The 24,720-nt window shown below is 41.1% G+C and carries 22 protein-coding genes and 1 pseudogene; 4 read left to right on the forward strand and 19 right to left on the reverse strand.

Annotation, left to right across the window (positions count from 1 at the left end):
- Window positions 1-304: 304 nt before the first annotated feature.
- The 4 genes and pseudogenes from C7E02_RS15045 to C7E02_RS19880 all read right to left on the reverse strand — a co-directional run bounded on the left by C7E02_RS15045 (window position 305) and on the right by C7E02_RS19880 (window position 5,502).
- Window positions 305-1,987 (reverse strand): phospho-sugar mutase, encoded by a 1,683-nt coding sequence (locus C7E02_RS15045; RefSeq protein ID WP_105310015.1) that lies wholly within the window; start codon window positions 1,985-1,987, stop codon window positions 305-307.
- Window positions 1,988-2,565: 578 nt separating this feature from the next.
- A pseudogene (locus tag C7E02_RS20535) lies at window positions 2,566-3,788 on the reverse strand (TRAP transporter large permease); the annotation flags it as partial.
- A 192-nt stretch (window positions 3,789-3,980) separates the two neighbouring features.
- Window positions 3,981-4,937 carry a 2-hydroxyacid dehydrogenase gene (locus tag C7E02_RS15055; protein ID WP_105310016.1) on the reverse strand — a complete coding sequence of 319 codons (957 nt, stop codon included), beginning with the start codon at window positions 4,935-4,937 and terminating at the stop codon, window positions 3,981-3,983.
- 286 nt (window positions 4,938-5,223) lie between these two features.
- Window positions 5,224-5,502, reverse strand: coding sequence for a hypothetical protein (locus C7E02_RS19880; RefSeq protein ID WP_242978904.1), 279 nt, complete (start codon window positions 5,500-5,502; stop codon window positions 5,224-5,226).
- Window positions 5,503-5,584: 82 nt separating this feature from the next.
- Here C7E02_RS19880 and C7E02_RS15065 point away from each other — a divergent pair, with 82 nt between their 5' ends.
- A complete protein-coding gene (locus C7E02_RS15065) occupies window positions 5,585-6,862 on the forward strand; it encodes an L-cysteine desulfidase family protein (protein ID WP_005339415.1) in 1,278 nt (425 codons plus the stop codon).
- Between the two features lie 138 nt (window positions 6,863-7,000).
- The gene (locus C7E02_RS15070; protein WP_029732268.1) at window positions 7,001-8,335 is read left to right on the forward strand and encodes an MATE family efflux transporter; all 1,335 of its coding nucleotides are present in this window, start codon (window positions 7,001-7,003) and stop codon (window positions 8,333-8,335) included.
- A 140-nt stretch (window positions 8,336-8,475) separates the two neighbouring features.
- On the opposite strand, the gene C7E02_RS15075 is transcribed toward C7E02_RS15070, so the two are convergent.
- Entirely contained in the window at window positions 8,476-10,563 is a 2,088-nt protein-coding gene (locus tag C7E02_RS15075; protein WP_203226975.1) for a hypothetical protein, read from the reverse strand.
- Window positions 10,564-10,639: 76 nt separating this feature from the next.
- Between C7E02_RS15075 and C7E02_RS15080 the strand changes: the two genes are divergently transcribed.
- A complete protein-coding gene (locus C7E02_RS15080) occupies window positions 10,640-10,801 on the forward strand; it encodes a hypothetical protein (protein WP_242827113.1) in 162 nt (53 codons plus the stop codon).
- A 236-nt stretch (window positions 10,802-11,037) separates the two neighbouring features.
- Window positions 11,038-12,846, forward strand: coding sequence for a Na/Pi cotransporter family protein (locus C7E02_RS15085; RefSeq protein WP_022278988.1), 1,809 nt, complete (start codon window positions 11,038-11,040; stop codon window positions 12,844-12,846).
- 111 nt (window positions 12,847-12,957) lie between these two features.
- Here the strand turns inward: C7E02_RS15085 and ltrA are convergent, their stop codons facing one another.
- From ltrA to C7E02_RS15155, 14 genes are all read right to left on the reverse strand, one after another.
- A complete protein-coding gene (gene ltrA / locus C7E02_RS15090; RefSeq protein WP_029731837.1) occupies window positions 12,958-14,241 on the reverse strand; it encodes a group II intron reverse transcriptase/maturase in 1,284 nt (427 codons plus the stop codon).
- A 608-nt stretch (window positions 14,242-14,849) separates the two neighbouring features.
- Window positions 14,850-15,353, reverse strand: a complete 504-nt coding sequence (locus C7E02_RS15100; protein WP_029732265.1) for a CinA family protein — start codon at window positions 15,351-15,353, stop codon at window positions 14,850-14,852.
- Between the two features lie 4 nt (window positions 15,354-15,357).
- Complete coding sequence (locus C7E02_RS20540) at window positions 15,358-15,471, reverse strand: TOBE domain-containing protein (RefSeq protein ID WP_334293809.1); 114 nt, start codon at window positions 15,469-15,471, stop codon at window positions 15,358-15,360.
- Window positions 15,472-15,560: 89 nt separating this feature from the next.
- Window positions 15,561-15,983: a large conductance mechanosensitive channel protein MscL gene (gene mscL / locus C7E02_RS15110; protein ID WP_029732263.1), complete on the reverse strand. Its 423-nt coding sequence runs from the start codon at window positions 15,981-15,983 to the stop codon at window positions 15,561-15,563.
- 154 nt (window positions 15,984-16,137) lie between these two features.
- Entirely contained in the window at window positions 16,138-16,692 is a 555-nt protein-coding gene (locus C7E02_RS15115; RefSeq protein WP_105310017.1) for an AP2 domain-containing protein, read from the reverse strand.
- A 42-nt stretch (window positions 16,693-16,734) separates the two neighbouring features.
- On the reverse strand, window positions 16,735-16,890 hold the full coding sequence (locus C7E02_RS19245; RefSeq protein ID WP_155961845.1) for a hypothetical protein: 156 nt from the start codon (window positions 16,888-16,890) through the stop codon (window positions 16,735-16,737).
- A 66-nt stretch (window positions 16,891-16,956) separates the two neighbouring features.
- Window positions 16,957-17,640, reverse strand: coding sequence for an LPXTG cell wall anchor domain-containing protein (locus C7E02_RS15120; RefSeq protein WP_242978905.1), 684 nt, complete (start codon window positions 17,638-17,640; stop codon window positions 16,957-16,959).
- A 27-nt stretch (window positions 17,641-17,667) separates the two neighbouring features.
- Entirely contained in the window at window positions 17,668-18,498 is an 831-nt protein-coding gene (locus C7E02_RS15125; RefSeq protein WP_029732260.1) for a BsaA family SipW-dependent biofilm matrix protein, read from the reverse strand.
- Entirely contained in the window at window positions 18,479-18,985 is a 507-nt protein-coding gene (locus C7E02_RS15130; protein WP_029732259.1) for a signal peptidase I, read from the reverse strand. The genes C7E02_RS15125 and C7E02_RS15130 overlap by 20 nt, the downstream gene beginning before the upstream one ends.
- 14 nt (window positions 18,986-18,999) lie before the next feature.
- Complete coding sequence (locus C7E02_RS15135; protein WP_105310019.1) at window positions 19,000-19,764, reverse strand: BsaA family SipW-dependent biofilm matrix protein; 765 nt, start codon at window positions 19,762-19,764, stop codon at window positions 19,000-19,002.
- Between the two features lie 50 nt (window positions 19,765-19,814).
- Window positions 19,815-20,630, reverse strand: coding sequence for a BsaA family SipW-dependent biofilm matrix protein (locus tag C7E02_RS15140; protein ID WP_029732257.1), 816 nt, complete (start codon window positions 20,628-20,630; stop codon window positions 19,815-19,817).
- 74 nt (window positions 20,631-20,704) lie between these two features.
- On the reverse strand, window positions 20,705-21,301 hold the full coding sequence (locus C7E02_RS15145; RefSeq protein ID WP_158683059.1) for a BsaA family SipW-dependent biofilm matrix protein: 597 nt from the start codon (window positions 21,299-21,301) through the stop codon (window positions 20,705-20,707).
- 17 nt (window positions 21,302-21,318) lie between these two features.
- Entirely contained in the window at window positions 21,319-21,948 is a 630-nt protein-coding gene (locus C7E02_RS15150; protein ID WP_105310021.1) for a BsaA family SipW-dependent biofilm matrix protein, read from the reverse strand.
- Window positions 21,949-21,963: 15 nt separating this feature from the next.
- Window positions 21,964-24,585, reverse strand: a complete 2,622-nt coding sequence (locus C7E02_RS15155) for a prealbumin-like fold domain-containing protein (RefSeq protein WP_105310022.1) — start codon at window positions 24,583-24,585, stop codon at window positions 21,964-21,966.
- Window positions 24,586-24,720 lie beyond the last annotated feature (135 nt).

The raw sequence follows: 24,720 nt of genomic DNA on the forward strand, positions 1-24,720 counted from the left end.
CATAGATCCCGTGGAAGCAATCCGAGTCTGTCTGGCATGTCAAATCCATCTGACAGACTTAGATTTATCTCAGTCGAGAAGACTCCCACCTCTTCAGAGACGCCACTGAAAAACTGTTTTTGCATACAATATATAGTAGCGTAAAGCATATAAATATACTTTATCTTGTGCTACTTTGCGCAAAATAAGGACTTTTTCAGTGGCGTCCTTCAGGTGGTGAGTAATAGCAAATTTGTCTCAGTGGGAGTTAGGTCTCCGACTGAGATAAACGCTCCGCGAGGATGCCTCGACATTCTAATGTTTTTTATTTCATAATTGGCTTTAACGCCTCAGATAATTTATCTTTTTCAGACTGCGCCTTCGCAAGATCCTTACCAAGCGTTGTGTAATAAATCTTAATCTTCGGCTCCGTTCCGGAAGGACGAACGATAACTGTCTCGTTGTTCTCCAGCTTATAAATAAGTACATTTGCAGCCGGAAGGCCTGTCTCTTCTGGTTTCTTATAATCCGTAACCTTCACAACTTTATATCCAGCAATCTCCTCAAGCGGCTTGTCTCTTAATCCCTGCATGATCTCAGACATCCGATCCATACCACTAAGTCCCGGGAATTCAAAGCTGTCGATCTTATTCAAATAACGTCCATACTCGGAATAGATTTCTTCCATTCTCTGCTTCAGAGAACTTCCGATGCTTCTATAATAAGCAGCCATCTCGCAAATCAACATAGATCCGATAATAGCATCTTTATCACGTACATATGGACCAGCCAGATATCCATAGCTCTCCTCAAATCCAAAAATGAAACGGTCAACTTCGCCTGCTGCCTCAAGACCTGCAATCTGATCTCCAATCCATTTAAATCCTGTCAGTACACTTCGAAGCTCTACTCCATAATGCTCTGCAACTGCATCTGCAAGTGGTGTTGATACGATAGATTTCACTGCTACCGGATTCTTTGGCATCGTACCTTTCTCTATACGTCCTGCACAAATGTAGTCAAGAAGCAGAACTCCGACTTCATTTCCACTGACGAGTTCGTAAGAACCATCCGGACACTTCATTGCAATACCAACACGGTCTGCATCCGGGTCAGTTGCAAGCATCAAGTCTGCGCCAGTCTCCTTTGCAAGGTTCAGTCCCTTCTCAAGTGCCTCGAAAATCTCCGGGTTCGGATAACTACATGTTGTGAAATATCCATTTGGATACTCCTGCTCAGGAACGATTGTGATGTCTGTAATTCCAATGTCTTTCAATACCTGTGTGACAGGAACAAGTCCTGACCCATTGAGCGGACTATATACAAGCTTCAATCCTGCTGTCTTGCAAAGTCCTGGGCGAACCTGTCTGTCCTCGATTGCATCATAAAGAGCTCTCTTACAATCATCGCCCACAAAACGAATCATCCCCTCTTCAACGCCCTGTGCAAATGACATGTATTTTGCACCAGTCAGAACATCTGTCTTCTGAATCTCTTCATAAACAATTGCTGCCGCATCATCTGTCATCTGACATCCATCCGGACCATATGCTTTATATCCATTATATTTCGCTGGATTATGAGATGCTGTTACCATAACACCTGCATTACAATTATAATAACGTGTTGCAAATGAAAGAGCCGGTACAGGCATCAATGCATCATAGATCCGAACCTTGATTCCATTCGCTGCCAGTACACTTGCCGCATTCTTCGCAAATACATCACTTTTAATACGGCTGTCATAGCTGATTGCTACTGTCTGCGTTCCACCCTGTGTCTTTACCCAGTTCGCCAGCCCTTGCGTAGCCTGACGTACAACATAGATATTCATCCGGTTCGTACCTGCTCCAAGAACACCCCGAAGTCCTGCAGTTCCAAACTTAAGCGCAACTGCAAAACGCTCCTTGATCTCCTCGTCATTTTCTTCGATTCTCGCCAGTTCCGGCTTCAGATCCGCATCCTCCAGATCAGCCTCCATCCAACGTTTGTAATCATCCTGATACATATTCTACCACTCCTGACTCATATTCTTTTTTGCTTCTTTTCATATGTAAGATGCCTACGGCATCAGATAAGTTAAATATACCATATTTCCGGAAAGACATCAATTAAAGGCGCTCATTTAGGGACATAGTTTTTAGCAAACTATCCGGGTAATTTTCACTTTTGATTCTTCCCAATCTGACTTGCACCTTTGATAATCAAAGGCTTACCTCACTATTTTTCCATTCTTCAAATAATCATCTATTTTCCGTCTCAAATACATACAATTCACCCTCATATACTAAGATTACATACTTCGCTGTTTATTCAACGCATTAACAATTTCATAAGCGAATCACATGCATCACACCCCACGCCACATCCCCTCACAAAATTCAATATTTACGCACAACTAAAAAGCACGCAGATAATTGTGTGATTTTCGTCATGACTGCGAGCATAGCTTGATTTTCGCAGCTTTGTCCGAGCCTGTCCTTTAGGCGAGTTTGCGTAGAAAATCAATAATATGCGGCGCAGCAGTCATAGAAAATCATTCATATCTGCGTGCTTTTAGTTGTGCAACTTATATTAAATTTTATCCTAGATGTATCCCATCAATTTCGGCAGCCACAGGCTTAAGTTCGGGATATATGTTACGAACATCAGTACGATAAAGATTGCTGCGAAGTATACGAGCAACTGTCTGAATACTGTCTCAATCTGTACTTTACCGACTTTAACACCAACAAACAGTGTTGTTCCAACCGGTGGTGTGATTGTTCCGATACACAGGTTGAAGATCATCATGATACCAAAGTGGATAGTGTCCATTCCAAGTGCAGTACATACCGGCAGGAAGATCGGTGTGAAGATCAGGCAGGCCGGTGTCATATCCATAAATGTTCCGACGATCAGAAGGATAATATTGATCAGGAACAGGATAATAAACTTGTTGCTGCTTACGGAAAGCAATGCTGTAGATACCAGTTCCGGAATATTGGTAAATGCCATAACCCATGACATGATGCTGGATACACCGATCAGGAAAATGATGATACCAGTCATCTCAGCACTGTCCAGAAGGATTTTCGGCAGTTCTTTGATCTTGATTGATTTGTATACAAATAATGACAGAAGCAGGCTGTATACTACGGCCACTACAGAACCTTCTGTTGCAGTGAAGATACCGAAGATGATTCCACCGATTACGATTACAATCAGAAGCAGACAAGGCAGAGCCTGAAGGATGATCTTACCAGCTTCAGATGCTGTAAAACGTGTTTTTGCACGGTAGCCTTTTTCTTGGCAATCACATATACTACTAACATACAAGCAAGTCCCCAGAGGATTCCCGGAATGTAACCAGCCATGAAAAGTGCTGCTACGGAAGTCCCTCCGCTGACCAGTGAGTATGTGATCATTACGTTACTTGGCGTGATCAGAAGTCCTGTCGGTGCAGTTGCAATATTAACTGCTGCTGAGAAGTTCGGGTCATATCCCTCTTCTTTCTCGATTGGTCCGATGATAGATCCCATAGCAGAAGCTGCTGCTGTACCAGATCCGGAAATAGAACCGAATAACATATTTGCAAGGATATTTGTCTGAGCAAGTGCTCCAGGAGCGCGTCCTGTAATTAATTTTGCAAGGTTAATCAGTCTTACGGCGATACCACCTTTATTCATAATATTTCCTGCAAGAATAAAGAACGGGATAGCAAGCAGGCTGAATACAGAGATACCGGAGAAGATTCTCTGGCATCCAGTCAGTACGGCTACATTCAAATCCATGATTGGAAGAATTGCACATACGGAAGATACACCAAGTATTTCAAACTAAAAAAGTTCCACCGGACCTTTTTGTCGTATGCTTGGCAACAAAAGGCAGTTTCGGTAAGTCTGCTCTATTTGGTTGACTTTTACGAAACTGCCTTTCATACTTAGAACTTTGTAAATATGTGAAATTATCAAAGTACTATATCATTCTCTATTTTTATGTCTTTTTTGTCTTTTTTATTCTTACAACTTACATACGTTGACCGGCTTGCCGTCAAGATAAGCGGTCACGTTATCGAATACAATCTTTGCTCTTCTTACCATAGACTCCTCGGAGATAAATGCCTGATGAGGTGTCAATAATGTATTCTTAGCCTGAAGCAATGGATAATCTGCCGGGATCGGCGGCTCCATATCAAATACGTCAATGCATGCATATCCAAGCTTGCCATCATTCAGCGCTTTCGCAAGTGCCTCGTTGTCTACGATCGGTCCTCTTGCACAGTTGATGAAGATTGTGTTCTCATTCATAAGTGCAATCTTATCTGCTGACAGGAATCCTCTCGTCTCTGCATTCAGTGGAAGGTTCAGTGATACGATATCACTTGTTGATAATACTTCCTCTAATGATTTATACTCGATTCCAAGTGCTTTTGCTTCCTCAGACTCACTTCTGTTGTAAGCGATAACTTTAGCGCCAAATGCCTGGAATAATTTTGCTGCCATGAGTCCGATCTGTCCAAGTCCGATAATTCCGACCGTTCTTCCGCAGATTTCTTTTCCTCCAAGGCCTGCACTTGTTCCACCATTTCTTACAAGTCCGTCAGCTTTTACTACATGTCTTAATGCATCAATCGCCATACCAATGATAAGCTCGGCAACTGTCTGGTTTGAGTACCCTGCTGCATTGCAGATCATAATATTTTTCTCTTTACACTTGTCTGTTCCGATGTGGTCAATTCCTGTAAATGCTACAGATAACATCTTCAGTGCGTTCGCTTTCTCTACAACCTCTGTCGGATACGGATTGTTAGCGATCATAACAATGTCGCAGCCTTCACTTCTCTTGGCAAGTTCTGCCGGATCTGTTGTTTTGGTATCATAATATACGAATTCATGTCCCTTTTCTGTAATCGGTGCTGATAACTCATCAATAACTTCTTTTGATACTCCAATTGGTTCTAATAATGCGATTTTCATTTTTTTCACGCTCCCTTTCTGTCTGTATTTTATAAATATTATAACCTCATGTCAATACATGGATATACTAAAACTTAAATACATTTTTATCTATTTTTTTCAGGCTTTCTGTAAATCCACTCATAACGAAGCATAATTTTTACTTTCCGATTCTTGCCATCTCTCAACACTTCAGCTTCAATTTGAAATAATTATGTCCGATTGCCGTAAGCCAGTCTGCTATGTGGCTCATAAATCTCTCCTCTCACACCGGTATTTCCGCCGGTGTTATTCCTGTTCTTTTATATTAAAGCCCCGTTTTTTTATACTTGTAAAGTACCTGAAGTAATTTTTCACCATCTACAGGTTTTGTCAGATGTTCATTCATACCTGCTTCATAAAATGACATTGGGCAAAACCCATCATCAACCACCATGCGGAGTACCGGAGCACTCTCATCTGTCACTTCCTGCCTGACTTCTACGACTGGCTCTTTCGCAAATACGCCGATCTGGACCGCGGTAAAGAAAAGCGGAATACAGATTCCAACATTTAATTTCATCAAATTTTTAAATAACAGGTGCATTTTCCCCGAAAATATGGTTCAATAAATTCAAGTCGAACGTTTTTTATTATTGCCAGGAGAAAACTGGCATTTGGAGGTTTTCATGACAAAAGAAGATATTAAATATCAGGCATATATCCAGATATTAAAAGAAGAATTAATACCGGCTATGGGGTGTACCGAGCCAATTGCTCTGGCTTACGCTGCTGCCAAAGCCCGTGAAGTGCTGGGCTGCATACCGGAGCGCGTACATATCGGAGCAAGCGGAAGCATTATTAAAAATGTAAAAAGTGTAATCGTTCCGAACACGAATCATTTAAAAGGAATCCCGGCCGCTGCTACAGCCGGAATCATTGCCGGAGATGCTTCTAAAGAACTGGAAGTTATCTCTGATGTAACAGAAGCACAGACAAAAGAAATGGCAAAGTATCTCGAAGAAACTGAGATTACCGTCGAGCATATTGATAACGGCTGTATCTTCGACATCATCGTTGAAGTATTTGCCGGAAAGGATTCTGCTAAAGTCCGTATTGCCAACTATCATACAAACATTGTAAGAATTGAAAAAAATGGAAAAATCCTTCACTATGTACCAGTTGAAGGTGCAAGCGAAGAAGGACTGACTGACCGTACTCTTTTGGATGTAAAGTCTATCTGGGATTTTATTAATATGGCTGACATCGACGATATCCGTGAAGTCCTGTCCCGTCAGATTGAGTATAACAGCGCAATCGCCGATGAAGGACTCGCCGGAAATTATGGTGCAAATATTGGAACTGTACTTCTTAATACTTACGGCAACGACGTCCGCACACGCGCAAAAGCTCGCGCTGCTGCCGGATCTGATGCGCGAATGAATGGCTGTGAGCTTCCGGTCGTTATCAACTCCGGAAGTGGAAATCAGGGAATGACCTGTTCTCTGCCTGTTCTGGAATATGCAAAAGAGCTACACACTAACGAAGATAAGACTTACCGCGCACTGGCACTTTCCAATCTGATCGCAATCCACCAGAAAACCGGAATCGGGCGCCTCTCTGCTTACTGCGGAGCTGTCAGCGCCGGAGCCGCTGCCGGAGCCGGAATCGCATACTTGTGCGGCGGTGGATATGAAGAAGTGATCCATACTGTTGTCAACGCACTCGCGATCGTATCCGGTATGGTCTGCGACGGAGCAAAAGCTTCCTGTGCAGCCAAAATCGCAGCTTCCGTAGATGCCGGAATACTTGGTTACAATATGTACCTGCAGGGGCAGCAGTTCTACGCCGGTGATGGCATCATCACAAAAGGAATCGAGGGAACCATTGATAATGTGGGACGTCTCGGAAAAGACGGCATGAAAGAGACAAATGAAGAAATCATTCGAATTATGATCAATGATTAATAAATGGAATTCATCTCAGGTAAAGATTTCAATTGACGAATAGACATGGAAGTAATATCATCAAAAGCGCAGGAAAACCGTTTCATTTATATGAGCGGATATCCTGCGCTGTTTAGTTTTACACCAGGGAGAGATATTATGACACAGGATATGACGAAGGGTAAGATTATGCCCATGCTTATTAGATTTACAATTCCACTTGTACTGGGAAATCTGTTCCAGCTTACCTACAACGCCGTAGACAGCATTATTGTGGGACATTTTATCGGAAAAGAGGCACTGGCTGCGGTCGGTATCTGCAATCCGGTCACGACATTGGTCATTCTGTTTCTGAATGGTCTGTGCATGGGCGCGAGTATTCTGATCGGCACGTATTACGGGGCGAAAGATTACGATACTCTCTCACGCCAGATCAGTACGACTATGATTTCAGGATCTGTATTTTCTGTAATTCTAACCATTCTCAGTATTGGAATTGCGAAATCACTTCTCAGATTGCTACAGGTAGACGCATCTATTTTGGATATGACGACTTCTTACCTTCGCATCATATTTGTAGGACTTATGTTTACATTTTTATATAATTTTTTCTCCAGTACATTAAGAGCCCTCGGAGACAGTAATTCACCACTGTATTTTTTGATTATAAGTGCGATTCTTAATGTTTTCGGAGATTTGTTTTTTATCATTGTACTGAAAGCAGGAAGTAATGGCTGCGCTGTTTCCACTGTTATCAGTGAGGCACTGTGTTGTATTTTCTGTATTATCTATGTGCAGAAAAAAGTACCACTCCTTCAATTAGGAAAGAAATGGCTCATTTTCGACCGTTCCCTGTTAAAGCGTACAATTGCATACGGCTGGGCATCTGCAATGCAACAGGCAACTGTTCAGCTCGGAAAAATCGGTGTTCAGGCAATTGTTAATACTATGGGTGTGTCTGTTGCCGCTGCATTTACCGCGGTCAACCGGATTGATGACTTTGCCTATACCCCGGAGCAGAATATAGCCCACGCCATGACAGCACTTATGGCGCAGAATAAGGGGGCGAAAAGAAATGACCGGATGCGTGAAGGCTTCCGATGTGGACTGGTACTGGAGACCATTTACGGCATCCTCATTTTTATTGTCTGTTTTGTTTTTGCAAGACATCTGATGATGCTCTTTGTGAAAGATGAGGAAGTTATCGGGCACGGTGTTACTTATCTGCACCTGATTTCCATAATGTATATCTTGCCGGCTATCACCAATGGACTTCAGGGATTCTTCCGTGGAATCGGTGATTTGAAGATTACCCTGATCAGCAGTTTTGTCAATATGGGGCTTCGGGTTCTTGTTGCCGCACCGCTCGTTCTTGTATGGGGATTTGGAATTGAAGCACTGCCATTCTCCTACCTGGCAGGCTGGATTGGGATGCTGGTGGCAGAATTACCACTGTTGATACATACTTACAGAGAATCAAAAATCACCGACTAATATTTTAGGCTATGCAAGCACTGCTTTCTCATTAGCAAATCAGGAAGGACTTCTAGTATAGAATATTTTTGCGACCGACATTCATGCCGGTCGCATTTTTATATTAGCAAATTTACATCTGCTGTATACTATGCTGTATACTATTTTCTTTTCTTAGCAACTACTGTAATACCTGCCATTCCTGCACAGGAAACTACAAAGAGTGCAGCCCAGAGTAATACATTGTTTGTATCTCCTGTCTTAACTGTATTCACATTTGCTGCAGTCTTAGTTGCTGCAGTCTTAGTTGCTGATGTAATCTTTCCATTATTTCCAGAATCACCACTATTACCTGTGTTACCATTGTTTCCGGAGTTACTATTATTGCCAGTATTTCCGTTGCTGGAACCGTTATTTCCGTTATCCCCGTTATCGCCATTATCGGAACCGTTATTTCCGTTATCCCCATTATCGCCATTATCGGAACCATTATTTCCGTTATCTGTTGTTGTAAATTTTTCTAATGGAGGCAGTACATTAATTCCAGCTTTCCAGTACAAATCGGCTAACGGATCATTCTCAGCACCGCTGATCATTGTTCCGTCTTCCATATGAGTGCTGGAACTGATAACTTTTACATCTCCATCAATTGCTTTTCCAGCCTCTGCTTTGTTAGATGTATTAGCGGTTGCTCCCTGAAGGAATACTTTTTTCGTTGCAATTGTTCCTTTTCCGGATACAGCATTTCCACCATTTCCCCAGAGAACATCTCCACCGATTGCAACTAATTTTCCATCTCCTGTAATCTGGCTGCCTTCTGTAATGTCAATGGCTGTTCCACCGTCTGTATAAAGCAGAGTCTTTCCGCTTCCACCGTAAGCTACAAGTGTTGTGTCCTTATCTGCCAGAGTTAATGTTCCATTTACACGGAGTGCTGTCTGTCCGATATCGCTTCCGCCATCATCACCTAATATAGCTACCGTACCCTTTACGGTTACATTTCCATTTGCCACTACAACCGGCTCAGAAGTTGTACGGTCTGTCAGATCTCCGTTTGCAAGATAATTTGCGTGAGAGTAAATTGCTGCATTTTCCAAAGCAGCACCGTCTGCAAGACGAAGTTGTCCACACAGAGACGCTCCTGTTGTAAATTCGTTGTTGAAAGAATCATAGTTCATAGAAAATGTTCCTCCGCTCTGTACATCGATAATTCCCTGTACAACAGAATCAGAAAGCGTCAGTTTACCACCATTTTCTACAATAATATGTACACTGCTGAGTACTTCCATATTTGTCAGTGTCAGATTGCATCCACTCGGAATATAAAGTGTCTGAGGAATATTTCCAGCTACGACCTGCTTCCACGGAATGTCATACCCCAGATATCCGTAAGTTCCGCTCTCGTGGGAACCGAACCATGCCTCCAAATACGCTGGCACACGGACGCTCTCTTCCTCACCGTTTACATTACTTCCAAATTTACTGATTGCCCATGGTTCCATAATATCCCATGCATAGAGTCCATTTCCATAATCTTTAAAATTCTCTTTCTTCATCTGGTCTGCAAGCGTTTCCTCGCCACTGTAAATTCTGAATGGCAGTGTGTTGCTGACTGCGCTGCGTCCCTGCTGATCCTCAATAGACACGGAAACCAGATAACTTCCAGGATCTTTTGGCGTACCGCTAAGTGTCAGATCACTGCTGATCGTCATATATACGCCCTGCATACCGCTGTCACTGTCTGCAGATGTTCCTTTTTCTGTGTCCGGAACGATGCTAACACTGCATTTGCTTCCATTCAATTTAATCTTAGCCATATTATCCAGCTCTTCCCAATCCTTGTCAGCAACGTCTTTTCCTTTTTCTACCAGTGCGCCGTATACTTTCACTGCACTGTTCTTATTACTTGAGGAACCGCCGACGCTGGCACTGGACACTCCATCGTAATCTTTCTGTCCTACGATTGCCGCCTCAAATTCTCCTTCGATTTTTACATGAAGCTCGTATGGATCTCCCTTACCATCATCTTCTACAAGAGAAGCGTTTCCATTTGTATCAATGACAAGCTTAAATGTCAGATCATCATATCCATTTGCAGAAATTGCAACTACATCTCCGCTCTTCAATGCTGGAATTTCAGGATTAGCGACAAAGTCTTTTGTTGCAAAGATAAGTTTATTATTATCTGTATCTTTTTTGTATGCTCCACCTGCTGACAAGCTATAGGACTTCTCTTCCCACCCTGCCAAGAGCGGGCTTCTGTCCGTCACAGTCGCAGGGGACAAAGGAGGAATTTGCGATGCCCTCTCCACTTCGCTATTTGTTATGGGTCTGGATAAAGCCTATGACCTCTGGGCGAAAAGTGATGATTTCGAAGCCGTGTTCGTAGCAACCGATGGAACTGTTTACATCACAGATGGATTAAAGGATATATTTTCATTGGCGCAAGGATATGAAGATACATCTGTAAAGATTCTGACGCGTTAAAAATATATCAACATTGCTATAGTAAAGCAACCTGTTTTCAAGTAAAATATCTCATGATTTTGTCATACCTGTTCCCTGTGAGCAGGTATTTTTTTGTATAATCTTACATTTTTTTATTCTTTCAATAAGATTAAATTGTAATTCTGGTTTTAACGTGACATAATAGAAAGGTAGTGTTAAGAAAATTTAAAAAGAAAGTTAAGTGTATGTAAATAACTGACGACAAAGGAGAAATTATGGGAATATTTTCTATGGTATTGTCATTGTTAAGCGGAGTTGCTTTATTCCTGTTCGGTATGTCTTTGATGGGGGATGGACTCAAACTGGTTGCCGGTAATAAACTGGAATCATTTCTCTACAAAATGACCAATACGCCACTGAAGGGAGTCGCACTTGGTACAGCCGTTACAAGCGTTATCCAGTCTTCCGGAGCAACGACTGTCATGGTTATCGGTTTTGTTAACTCTGGTATGATGAAGCTTCGCCAGGCCATCGGTATCATCATGGGAGCCAACATCGGAACCAGTATTACCGGTTGGATCTTATGTCTTTCTTATATAGAAGGATCTAACGGAATTGCAAGTATCCTGTCATCTGCCACAATCGCTGCGGTTGTAGCAGTTATCGGTATTATTCTTAGAATGGCGAGCAAAAGAACCGTCCACCGGAATATCGGGGACATCATGCTTGGATTTGCGATCCTCATGACTGGTATGCAGACCATGAGCGGAGCCGTCGCACCGCTTCGAGAAAGCAAAGTATTTATGGATCTGTTAACAACATTTTCAAACCCAGTCATTGGTATCCTGGTAGGTATTGTATTTACCGCCATCCTGCAGAGTGCCTCAGCAACAGTCGGTGTATTGCAGGCTTTATCTGTAACAGGACTGCTTACATTTTCCAGTGCATTTCCGATTATCCTCGGTATCGGTGTCGGAGCTTCCTGCCCGGTTCTGATTTCCGCAATCGGAGCGAATAAAAATGGTAAAAGAACTGCTCTTGTATACTTGCTGAATGATACCTTTGGAATGTTGCTTTGGTCAATCGGATTCTATATCATCAATGCATTTGTACATTTTTCATTCCTGAATACGATTATGACGCCAGTGTCCATCGCACTTTTAAATACGGTTTTCCGTCTTGTAACAGTCTGTATTTTGTTTCCATTTATCCCAAAACTGGAGCAGCTTGTATGTTGGTTCGTGAAAGACAGTGCGGAAGAACTGGAAGATGAAGCAGACTTTGATCTTCTTGAGGAGCGTCTTCTTGACTACCCTGCACTTGCACTCGGACAGTGTCACCGTGCTATGAGCGGTATGGCAAGAAAACTTCGTAAAAATGTAAACCGCGCCATGAACCTTTTGAATGATTTCCAACTTGGCAAGTTCGACAAGGTACAGAGAAAAGAAGACCTGATCGACCGCTATGAATCCCGTCTGGGTGACTATCTGATTAAGCTTACCAAGCATCCGATGAATTCTGTTCAGACAAGACAGGTTTCTCTTTATCTACATATGATTAATGACTTCGAACAGATTGGTGATCATGCCTCCTGTATTGCTCACATGTCTAATGAAATGAATCAGAACAAAACACAATTTTCCGAAGAAGCATGGGATGAACTGAATGTTGTTATGGAAGCTGTCCGCGAGGAGATTAATACAACTTGCAAAGCGTTTTTGGAAAATGATAAAGAACTCTCTCAGAGAGTTGCTCCACTTGGAATGGTCATTACAACTTTGTGTGATGAACTCAAGATCCGCCACGTTGAACGTATGAGTAACGGAGCCTGCGGTCTGGAAGAAGGGACGGTATATTCGGATATCCTGAACAGCTTCACACGTATCTCTGCCCACTGCGCAAGCGCAATGGTAGCACTGTCAAAGAATAGCGAAAAGCCTGTGGATATCCACATTCACAACTCAAGAGTATATCCTTCCGACACTCAAGAATATAAGACCTATCTGGCAGAATATAGTCAGAAATATGAACTCATAAAAATTGAGGAACATATTCGAAGCATGGAACCGGAAGAAGTTGAATAAATAATATTAAAAAAGGACATGCAATCGAGTAGGAGGAATTTCTCTTAAATGAGAAATTCCGACCTCTCACACCACCGTACGTACGGTTCCGTATACGGCGGTTCAATCAACTTAACAAGTAACACACTTTTCGGTGTAGTAATCTAACATTGTGATTAGTCCAAATGAGGCTAATCTTTTGTTACTTATAGCAACATTTACTGCGCCTTTGTTACATACATAAGCTATTCTTTTACCTGTGTATGCAACTCGTCTAGCTGTGTTTCTGTCTATTCCAAGTTTTACAAGGTTCTTCTCTCGATTCTGTGGTGTTTTCCATTGTTTCCAAATGCACATGCGAAGCCGATAACGGATTCTTGAATCTAATTCCTTGCATAGTGTTTTCATACTGCCTATCTTGAAGTAGTTAATCCAACCTCTTATGAGCTGATTGAGCTTCTCCACTTTACAGCTGTTGCTAACACCCCAACTACGGCATGTGAGTTCTTTCATTCTCTTCTTAAACTTCGCTACTGATTTTGCATGTGGTTTTGCCTTAAACTGATGCGCTCTTGAATCAAAGTAGAACCCAAATCCAAGGTATTTAAGTCCGCTTGGTCTGTCTACTTTACTCTTAGTCATGTTGACCTTGAGCCCTAGCTTTTCTTCGATGAATCGTGAGATATTTCTCATAACTCTATTCGCAGACATTTCACTTCCGACCATGATAATACAGTCATCTGCATATCGTACAAAGTTAAGCCCTCTCTTTTCCATTTCCTTATCAAGTTCATTGAGCATGATGTTTGCCAGCAATGGAGAAAGGTTTCCGCCTTGTGGAGTTCCCACAATGGAATCCTCATACTCATCGTCTATCATAATTCCGCTCACTAGATACTTCCTTACAATAGAGATGACATCTCCGTCCTTAATTGTTCTTCCAATTAAAGTCATTAGCTTATCATGGTTTACTGTGTCAAAGAACTTTTCCAAGTCGATGTCTACAATCCAGTCATTTCCGTCATTCATTATATCAAGTGCCGTTAGAATTGCCTGCTGTGCACATCTATTAGGTCTGAATCCGTAACTGTGGTCATGGAACTGTTCCTCATAGATTGGTGTTAACGCCTGTGCGATGGCTTGTTGTATGAATCTGTCTGTTACTGTTGGTACTCCCAGGTTTCTGACACCGCCATCAGGCTTTGGTATCTCCACTCTTCGTACTGGCTGAGGCTTATATTTTCTTGTCCTCAACTGTCCCTTGATGGTTTCGCCGTTCTTTGCAAGGTGTTCCTTCAGTTCTGTGTACTTCATTCCGTCCACTCCCTCAGCACCTTTGTTTCGTACGACTTGCAGATATGCTCTGTTGAGATTATCACTAGATAATATCTGCTCCATTAGATTACTTGTGTCCATGCGTTCTTTCCTTTCCGTCTCGCTTGATTTGACCACCTTTTACCCGATTGGTTACGGCAGATGTTGTCATTTCTGCAATACGAGACATACTCAAACTGATTGATTGTTCGCCCCTTCGCTCCATCCCCATTACAGAGACTTCTTCACTACTATGGGCTCGGCTGACTTCTCACAGTTCGTTGTTACTAGGCTAATGAAACCTCTGTGAGACCTCCACGCTTAAGGTGCACGCTCTTTCTCTCCATATATCCGCCGCATTTACTCTGCTTCTACAAACGTGGTAGTTATTAGACTTCGCTGTTCTTTGCCAGCTTATCACTCGAAGCCTAGCCTTATATGCGATTTCTGTCCGTCGGACCAGAGATTTGCTTACAGCTTCCTTCAGATTCCACCTCACGGTAGACACCCTTGCTGTTCGGCTATACATTTCCCACTACCTGGGCATGTTCGGGACTTACACCCGTTAGAGCGCGCCCATGGCGCGCAAACAAAGGAAGGTTCTTCTGCTATAGCAGAAGAAATCCTTCCTTTTTTAATATCCAATGTCAGGGATCAAGAGCTCCCTACTATGATACCCACGGATTGTTCGCAAGCGTACTCCCACAATCCTATAATCTCTCCATCAAGGCATCATAAATTTCCTTTGCAACCGCCAGCTTATAAGCAAGTCTTGTAGGCTGTGGCTGCAATTCACGATAATAAGACATAACCTCTCCATTAAGTTCAATTGCAAAATATACCTGCCCCGGCACAGATGCTTCCAGATTCGCCGGGTCTGCGTTCCCCATTGTTCCGGTCACACCGATTCCGATATTGGCCTTATACGCTTTTGTGCAGGCCTTCGCCATTGCTTCTGCGGTCTCTTTTGAATATACCGTATACTTCTCCAGAATCTCGGCAGGAACGCCCTGCATGATTTTTGCTTCGTTGCAATAGGTGACAAAAGCTCCTTTTAACACTGCCGATGAGCCTTCGGTGTCCGTAATCAGTGACGCAATCTGCCCTGAAGTCGCAGATTCCATTGTTGTAATCGTCATACCCAGCTCAATCAAGAGCTTCGTCAGTTTTTTGTAATCATTTCTAATGTCTGATTCATTATACATTTTTCCCATTATATTAGTCGTCAACCCCAACCATTACAGATGTTGCTTTAATAACTGCGTAAGCTGTCTTTCCAACTTCAAGCCCAAGCTCTTTGATAGAGTTCATGGAAATTGTGGAGCTGATAATATTCTCCCAACTTTATTTTTTAACGCATATCATGCTTCTTTATTATACTTACCAAAGAACTAAAAAAGCAATCGTTTCTAACAGATTTTTTATTTCTGTTCACTTAATTCTGTTGTACAATGCGGACATCTCACAGCATCAACCGGTATTTCTGTTTTACAATATGAACATACTTTTGTGGTAATCTTTACTTCTTCTTTTGGGCTCATTTTTTTCGTAATATTATTTATGACTTTGATCAACAGGAAAACGACTGCTGCAGTAATCAGGAAATTGATTACTGCTGTAAGAAAGTTACCATATGTCAAAACAGGGGCATTCTTCGCAAGTCCCAAAGATATTTTTAAATTGGAGAAATCAACACCACCAAACATTCCCAGAACAGGGGTAATAATATCTTCATTTAATGATGTCACAATACCAGTAAAAGCGCCTCCAATGATGACACCTACGGCAAGATCAATGACATTTCCTCTTGATATAAATTCTTTAAATTCCTTAATAATTCCCATAACTCGTCTATTCCTTTCTTGCTTTAGATTCGTTTTTTCTTCTAAAATTATAGTGTTAGTCGTTATACTTTAAGAAAAATTTATTCACTATCAAATAAATCCTTCTTAAAACATAATCATTGATACTACATTTTCCTTCGTATTATTTTGATTTTTACATATTGGTTTCGATATCGAACTGACCATTCTCATAGTGTACATTGAAAAGTAGTGGATTTTCTTTTGCCCATTGTGGATCTTGTTTCTCTTTTTCCTGCCACTTCTCATAAGCATTCAAAAATCCATCATGTAATACGACTTCCGCTTTCATTCTAGCGTCTATTGCTTCTTCAAACGTGTCATAGGTTCCAAGCTGATAGCGCACTTTCTTAAACCCTATGGTTACACGATACTTTCCTCTTTTTGTCTTGTATACACCTCGAAAGCCACTACTGCTGTCTGATCGCTTTTTCCTGTATTTAAGCCATTCAACACAGGTTCCATCTACAATATGGAGTCTATCATGAACACTTTCCCGGTTCTTTTTTTGCACACAACCACAGCTTTTATAATTTCCATGAAGCAAATTATCTGCTGAAACATCAATTTCATTCCCGCATGAACATTTACAATGCCAGTAGACAGAGCCTTTTTTCCCTCTCTTGCTAGTCGGATAAAGAGCAGTTAATTTTCCAAACTTAATATTTGTAATATCTCGCATTTGGGTCATATTTATCAACTCATTTCTTTCTAAGCTTTCAAGAATCTTCCATTATATAGTTTCATGTTTATCTTTTCGATAAAAATATTTTTCACAATTTTTCGGTGGCTCCATATCACAAGCCCGAAAAACATTTTTTAATATCTCGCAGGCTCTTTCTGGAGAAAGTTCTACCTTTTTATCCATATCTTCTTTTGATTTAGTCATACTATTCCTCTTCTTCAAGAAATTCATATATCCTAAAATCTACATATCCATACAGATATCCATGTATTACTTATACTCTGAGTCTTTACGTCTCTTTACCATTACTCCGAGTATGATTGCAATTGCACATCCCATAACTGCAATATATACTCCTATCTGAGATTCATCACCTGTTTTTGGAGGATGGATTGTCTGTGGTTTTCCTGGTTTATTTGGATTGGTTATCTCTGTTACCATAAATTTCCAGTCATTTTTGGTTAAAAGATCACAATACTCCAAGCCCACATTCTTATCTAACTGCAGATTTACATGAATCTGGTCTTTTTCCCCGGATTTATAAGTTCCAAGATAAATCACATTTTGCAGATTACCGTTATTATACTCCTTACCGCTGGCAGTACCTTCGTATAGTGTCTTACTCCCAAGCGTAACTTTCATTGAGATAAGTTCCAGTAATTCATCTTTCTTTTCATCTTGTTGAAGCGGTATAACCTGCATATACAGGGCATAGGTTTTCTTTGAACCGTTTTCAATATCCAGCCGGTCTTCATACTGTCCACCAGGAACCATGTTGGTGAAACTCATAAACCAATTCCCTTCATCTCCCCGGATATTATTCCAGACCATCTTTCCATTTTGTTCTTCAAAGTATAATTTTTTAACATCTTTTGCGTACACTGGTAACATGTATGCCGTAAGAAGACATAATGCCAGCGCAAACATTCCTATATGTCTAATTATTTTCTTCATCATTTTGCCTCCTTACAGAATACATAATTAAAGGTCCGCAGGATTCACTGCATGGTTTGCAAGATAGTTCACAACTTCTGGATTGTCATTGTCTGTACCGAAAATTTCTTTTACGGCATCTGAAGTTGCCTGGACAGTCGTTCCTGTGACAAGCATTGTATATTTTGAACATTCATAATCATATGTACTGTTTCTTTTTGAAGTTGTAACCCAGTCTTCTTTTGCTTTATCATAGATAGTATCTTTTTGAACAATCGAAGGCTGAATCAATGGATTCATCGTCACAGAGTCCACAATCAGAGGAGACTGTCCACTTTCTTCAATCATTCCAATATAATAAAGCAGGAAATCTCCATTCTGATCTGGTACATCGCTTACCAAAAGCCATTTTCCTCTCGCATCTTCTATCTGTCCTACCGTTTGTATTCCAAGATCTATATTACTTTTCTTGCCTGATGCTAAAAGAACAACATTCTCTCCCCATGCAATCTGTGCCGCATATTCGCTTCCTTCTTTTGTTTCAAAAAAAAGTGGAAACTTTTCACCGGCAGCCGGCGGGATAACGGATCCATCCAAATCCTTTACATCCTCTTTCCGAACCCACTCCTGATGTAATACGACCTTGGCAAATACCGGAACTGTTCCCTTATTTGCGATCCATACATCTTTGTTGATCTCCTCTCCCGGCTTCCAATTATCCGGTGGGACAAATTTTTCTTCAATTGTCGTATCATATCTGGCTGTTTTGAATTCATTATGAACCTGCAATTCCTGCGTCCAATATGCAAATACTCCACCCATGCAGCACAACAGCATAATTCCTGCCAGCCAATAGATTTTATTCTTTTTTTTCGTCATATTTCTTCTCCCCTTTCTGCCCCGAACATAGATTTTCCAGGGCATAATTGATAAGAAGAATCGCCGCCATCACTGCTATTGCGACCGGCTTTTTTCCATAAGTTACAAAATACCCTGCAAAAGGAATCGCAAACTTCGTAGTCTTTCCAACAATCTGCTCTTCCTCAACAGGTACCGGGTCTTCAGTCGGGTTGTTATCCCCTTTCGTAACAACTGTTCTGGAAATACCATTTACAGTTGTAATCCGATGCGTAACCAGTGCATCTTCTGCTTTGAAGGTAATCGGATCCCCCTCCCGCAGATCTTCAAAATCACATTTGTGATAATACACAATACTTCCCACCGGAAATGTTGGCTGCATACTTCCTGTAAGCACAACCACCGGCCGGAATCCCATAATCAGGGGGGCAGCAATCGCCATATACATGACGATTACTGCGATTACTATCCAGGATAAGCCTTTAAATAGATAATTTAATACTTTCATAGTCACTGCCTAATTTATTTTGTCGGAGTTACTGTCCACCCCTTAGCTGCATCAGCATTGGCCTGTACTAATTCTGTCGTGATAGTTAATGTATAATTTGCTCCTGCTAATCCGGCATTTGCCTTATTGAGTTCTACGACTTTTTTCTGGTAAAGGACCTTTCCAGCCGGGATCTCAGCTGGTGCGTCTGTGAGATCATAATCTGCATCTGTAAGGTCTTCTGCCTTTTTTGACTCATCTACTAGTGCATATTTCATAGTAGAAACTGTATATTCTCCCATATTAGCATCTTTGCAAAGTGTTACATAATCCATGAGCTGTGTGGTTGACTGATCTTTTCCCAGTGTGGTTTTATAATAGAAATATCCGTCGCCGCCATCTTTCCATGTGTCACCTTCTACGCCTGCCAGATGTTTATATACAGAAGAACCACCTGCTACGGCATTGTCAGCACTTGTCGGGAAGAATTTTGCTGCATCAATTGAAGAAAGATTTGTTCCTTCAATTGATTTTCCATTTCTTTCCCATTTCTCATCAAATTTCACTCTGACCCAAAGATCATAATCACCGGTATTCTTTGCCTGTACTTCCTTGGTTACCTGTCCGCCCGGTTCCCAGTTATTCTCCGGTGTGAATTTCTCGACTGTTTCACCACCGTATTTCTTAGTGGAAAATGGGTTATCGATGGACATTGTTTTAGTAAAATATGCTAATGATCCTACTACCAGTGTCAGTGCAAGAAGACCTGCAAATGCTTTTACTTTTTTTGTCTTTTTCATGTTGCTACCTCGTTTCTTTCCTTTGTTCTAAGAACGTCTGTGTCAGTAAATTATTTATTCTGTGTAAGATTCCATGTACATCCTGTTGGCTGTGCTGTCAGTCCAAATGCGTCTTTCATTGCTGCATCCGTAGCCTGTACTGTCTGAGCTGTAATGGTCAGAGTATAATTTGCATTACCATAACCTGTTGCATTCGGATCCTGTTTTGTAACTGCCATACTGTGTTTTGCAGCTTGCGGTACATTTCCTGTATAAGCTACCCACTGAGTTGCCGGATCATCACCAATTGCACTCTCTCCCGGTTTTGTTTCTGCTGTTGTATAATAATTTGTTACGGTATATTTACCCATATCAGCATCTTCCAGAAGTTTTACAGCATCCAGGAATTTTCCTGTATCTGTCCCTGCTGCAAGGTTTGTTTTGTAATACCAGTAACCATCACCACCGTTTTCAGGATCACTGTATACCCAGTTTGCTGCATTCAAAGTTTTTTCAACTACAGAATAGTCTCCTGTTGTAAGACCATCTTTTGCATCAACCTGAGATGCATCTCCTTTTAATCCAGTTGTGTTTTCTGCAACTGTATTACTCGTTGTCTTATTTACCCATTTTTCAGTAAGTTTTACACGTACTAATACATCATAGTCACCGGTATTTTTAACGGTTACATCTTTGTTTACCTCTGCTCCAGGTTCCCAATTGTTACCATCTTCTGGCTTGAAATCCTCGGTTACATTTGTGTCATATTTACCAGTATCAAACGGGTTGGTTACAGTCATTGTCTGATTGAAATAAGCAAATGTACCTCCGATTACCATGATTGCTGCTAAGCCTGCTACGCCTGCGATCTTCTTATTTTTTCGCATACTCTCGTCCTCCTTATTAAGTACTTTGGATTTTGAATTTATCTATTAAAACAGCATTTCATTCTGTTTTAACCTTAGTTCCATGTAACCTGTTTTCCGGTTACGGCTGGGGTCTTGCCCCAACTCATCTGAGCTGCAGCTTCTGCTGCATAAGAAGCCTGTAAAAGCTCTCCTTCAATTTTCACATCATAGGAAGCTTCTGTATAATCTGTTCCTATTTTATGTTCATCATTTCCAATCTTGTCACTGATCGTGACCGATTTTAAAGTCAGATCTGTCATCTGATCCGGTTCTAACACTTTGTTGTAGTAATACCAGCCGTCGCCTCCGTCTGTCCAGTTCTGCCCGAAGTCATTAGCAAAATTTAATTGAAAGCCTTTGGCTGCTTCTGCATCTTCTGTTCCATCTTTTAATGTAAGAACCGGTGTGAATTTCACACGCAGGACTGAAGCAATTGTCCCTTCATTTCCAAAGCGGACTTCTTTTTGCTTCTTTTCGCCTGGAACCCATTGATCCTTAGGGTTAAATTTCTCTGTTATATTTACCTTTGCTTCGGCACTCTTGAATTTGTTGTCAATGCTTTCTGATTTCTGAAAATAAGCAAAGGTACTTCCGATTACCAGTAAGGCAAGCATTCCCATGATCAGTAGCACTTTTTTATTTCGTTTCATTTTCATCATGCCCCTCCTTACTTCCAGTTCACGGTTTCACCAGCTACAGTCGCTTCTTTTCCAAATACAGTCTGTGAAGCATTTTTATTCACTTCTGCGCTATTTAAAGTTGACTGGCTGTCACTGGCCTGAAGAAGCTCCATTCGAAAGTACAATTGATAATCTGCACCCTCATATTCCTTATATTCTCCGGAATAATCCGGGAATGTAACACTCTCCAGAATATCCTCTGTAGCTGCTCCCGGTTTCAGAATTTTGTTGTAGTAGTACCAGCCATCTCCTCCATCTGTCCAGTTTCCATTTGACTGTCCAAATCCATTTATCCAGTTTTTGGTTGCAACATCTTTTCCATTCAACCGGTTATTCAGAAGTGTCTTATTGTCACCTTCCGTTTTCTCCCATGTCTCTGCATAGGAGATACGCAGGAACGATGCATTTGAACTGTCATTTTTAAATGCAACCTCTTTTGTTACTGTTCCAATCGGCTTTGATGGTTTAAATGTTTCTTCAATCTTTGCATTAATGTTTTCTGCTTTTAGTTCATTGGTATGATTTATTTTCCCTGTCCAGAAAGCAAATGTTGAAGCAATCAGGAGCAATGACAGACATCCGCTCAAAAATAGCAGTATCTTTCTTTTCTTGCGCATGATGTATCCCCCTCTCTATTTCCATTTAAATTGATTCTTAATTGCATCTGCCACATGGAAAAATGGTTTCCCAGAATATGTGTTATGAACCGTTACAGTCACGTTTTCTCCAGGATTTACCGTTACCTGATTGCCATTCAACATGCCGCCGCCTGATATGGTAATCTCTGACAGGCTATACTCTTTTGGCACTATCTCATTAATGTTTAAGGTTGTTGTCTTTTTGATTGTGATTGTTCCGCTTGACTCATCATGCTTTAATACCGCTTCCGTATTCACTGATGTCCCGTTATCATCTGCTGATTCCGCCTGAATGATAAATACATCTTCAGCCAGTTCCTTCTGATAATTGTCAATGACTTTTTTTATCTTCACGGTTCCAACTGGTGTGTTCGTGATGGTCACTGTAAGATCATTTCCCGGTAATACTGTCACTTCACAGCCCTGATCCTTTTCTGTGACTGAACCAAGAGCAGTACTTCCTGTATTTGCAGTAACTGTAGCGGAATCAAATACTACTTTATTCTTTATGGATTCCGGAATCACTTCCTGTAAATTTATCGTTCCTCCATTCTTCGGAACGATCAAATCGTATGTAGCGGTTTCCTGATGACCTAACTGTTGCTGTCTGTTCAGAGAATCCAATTTATCATCCTGGATTCCCGGCTTTTCATAAATCTTCATGTTGCCGGTACTCTTGACGTTGACCGTATACTTTTGGCTTTTTAGTGCTTCCGGAATACTGTCATAAGAATTCACATTCTTGACAATGGTTATCCTTGCTCTGTTCGGAGTATTTTCCACTGTCCCATTTTGAAATACAAACAATCGATTTTTTATATCTGAACTTGTATCTCCCGAATGACCTGAACTATGGTTCTCTGTCAAAGCTGTTGGATTGATAAGTTCTCCTATCTGAACAGTCCCCAGTTCTTTCGGAAGATCACCAGTGTTCAGATAATTCGTCTGGAATTCATCACCGTCTTTATATGAGATTTCTTTTATTGTGTAAGTTCCCCATGGGAGATTATGGAACTTAATCCAACCATCTTCTCCCGTCACCTTTGTATCTGTATACACAATTTGCTCAGAATAAGTACTTCCTCCAGCCTGTCTTTCAATTGTAAAGGTGACTCTCGCTAAAGGTACTTTGCTTCCTTCCACAACCTTTTGGAATTCCAGATCATACAAAAGCCCTTTGATATACGGGGATTTAAAATCACCTGTTCCTGTCTGACCATTTGTCGTATATGTAACCTTTCCGCCTTTTTCTTTATCAGAAGCATCGTCCGGGCTCTTATTGGTCTGAACTGCATACTCTGCCGAAATGTTATTTGCACTGTTTTTGGATGTCGCACTCGTAAAATTTTCATTTTGAACATCCAGGCTGAATTTGTATGACAACTGATATGCTTCCTGCCTGTAATAGGTTACTTTTCCATTTGAGAGTGTACGTTTGACTCCAACCGGCGTAATTTTACCATCTGCCCCTTGTTTATATGGCAATAATCCAAGATCCTTTGTCGGCATAGTCCAATTGATTACATTTCCTCCAAGCGAACAGGAACCACCGTCAAAATTAAACGAATCTTCATATACTTTCATCAAATCATTGACTTGATCCTGAACGTTATTTACCTGTACTTTTTTAGTAGAAAATTCATATTTTTCATATAATGTTGAGATATCAATTTCAGCAGTTGCTGTTCCTTTGTCCAAATCAAAATTATTATGTGCGTAAAAAGATCCTGACCCAGACAACAGCGGGTTTCCTATTCCAATTCCTCCGTTCGGTACGGAATTAGAAGTTGCATACATGACAATCTTTGCCAGGATGATTTTTTTTCCATTTGAATTTGCATAATACACAAAATTTATTGGGGTCCGATAGTTTCCTGTCTTCACAGGAGAAAAAGTTTCCGATTTTCCTCCACCAGCCGGGTATGCCGGAGGCGACAGTGGTCTGTTGTTATGAGAGACAATAATTGTATTTAACTGAAGAATCTCTTCCCAACTGACCTGTGGTTCTACATTCAGATACATATGAAACTCATTTTCCGTATCTGTGCTAATAACATTTTTTGTCATTCTGACTGCATTATCATTAGAATAGCTGACATTTGCATTCTTATCGAAACTATCACTTACATCCTGTCCTGTTGTATATCTACCTTTGTATCCACCTCTGATTATCTGCCATTCATTGACTCCGTTTCCCGGTGTAGTTGGTAATACAGAGCTATCAAAATTATGCTCAAATGTTACTTTTGTATAGTCTGCCGGAGCCAGTGCATACCTAACACCTTCCTCGTTCTCTAGGCTGCCTGCATCAGCTGACGGTTTCATCTGATCCGATTCTGGCACTACCGATTCATTACTTTCTGTAGCCTGCACTGTTTGCTCTGATAGCGAATTGCTATTATTTTGAGTACCCGCCGACACGGTCTCAGCAGCTTCCATGTCATCTGCTACCGGGGCTTCCGCTTGCACTTCTGTGATTTTCTCAGTATTGCTTTCCGGTTGTTCGTTTTCTTCCATCGCATTGATCGGCATGGAAGCTGTCAAGAGCATTGCCATGACCAAGATACACACAATAAAGCATTTCTTATATTTGCTTTTAAAAGAATGATTGAACATTTTCCATTCCCCCTATCCTGAACCATTTCCTATATTTTGTATAAAAGTAAAGTTTCCTTGCAATTTTTCTTGAGAAAATTTTATCATATTTAAATACCCTATTATTTTTCGCGCGACATTCTGCTTATTTGACGC

This window comes from Dorea sp. Marseille-P4042, assembly GCF_900290215.1.
Classification (GTDB): domain Bacteria; phylum Bacillota; class Clostridia; order Lachnospirales; family Lachnospiraceae; genus Dorea; species Dorea formicigenerans.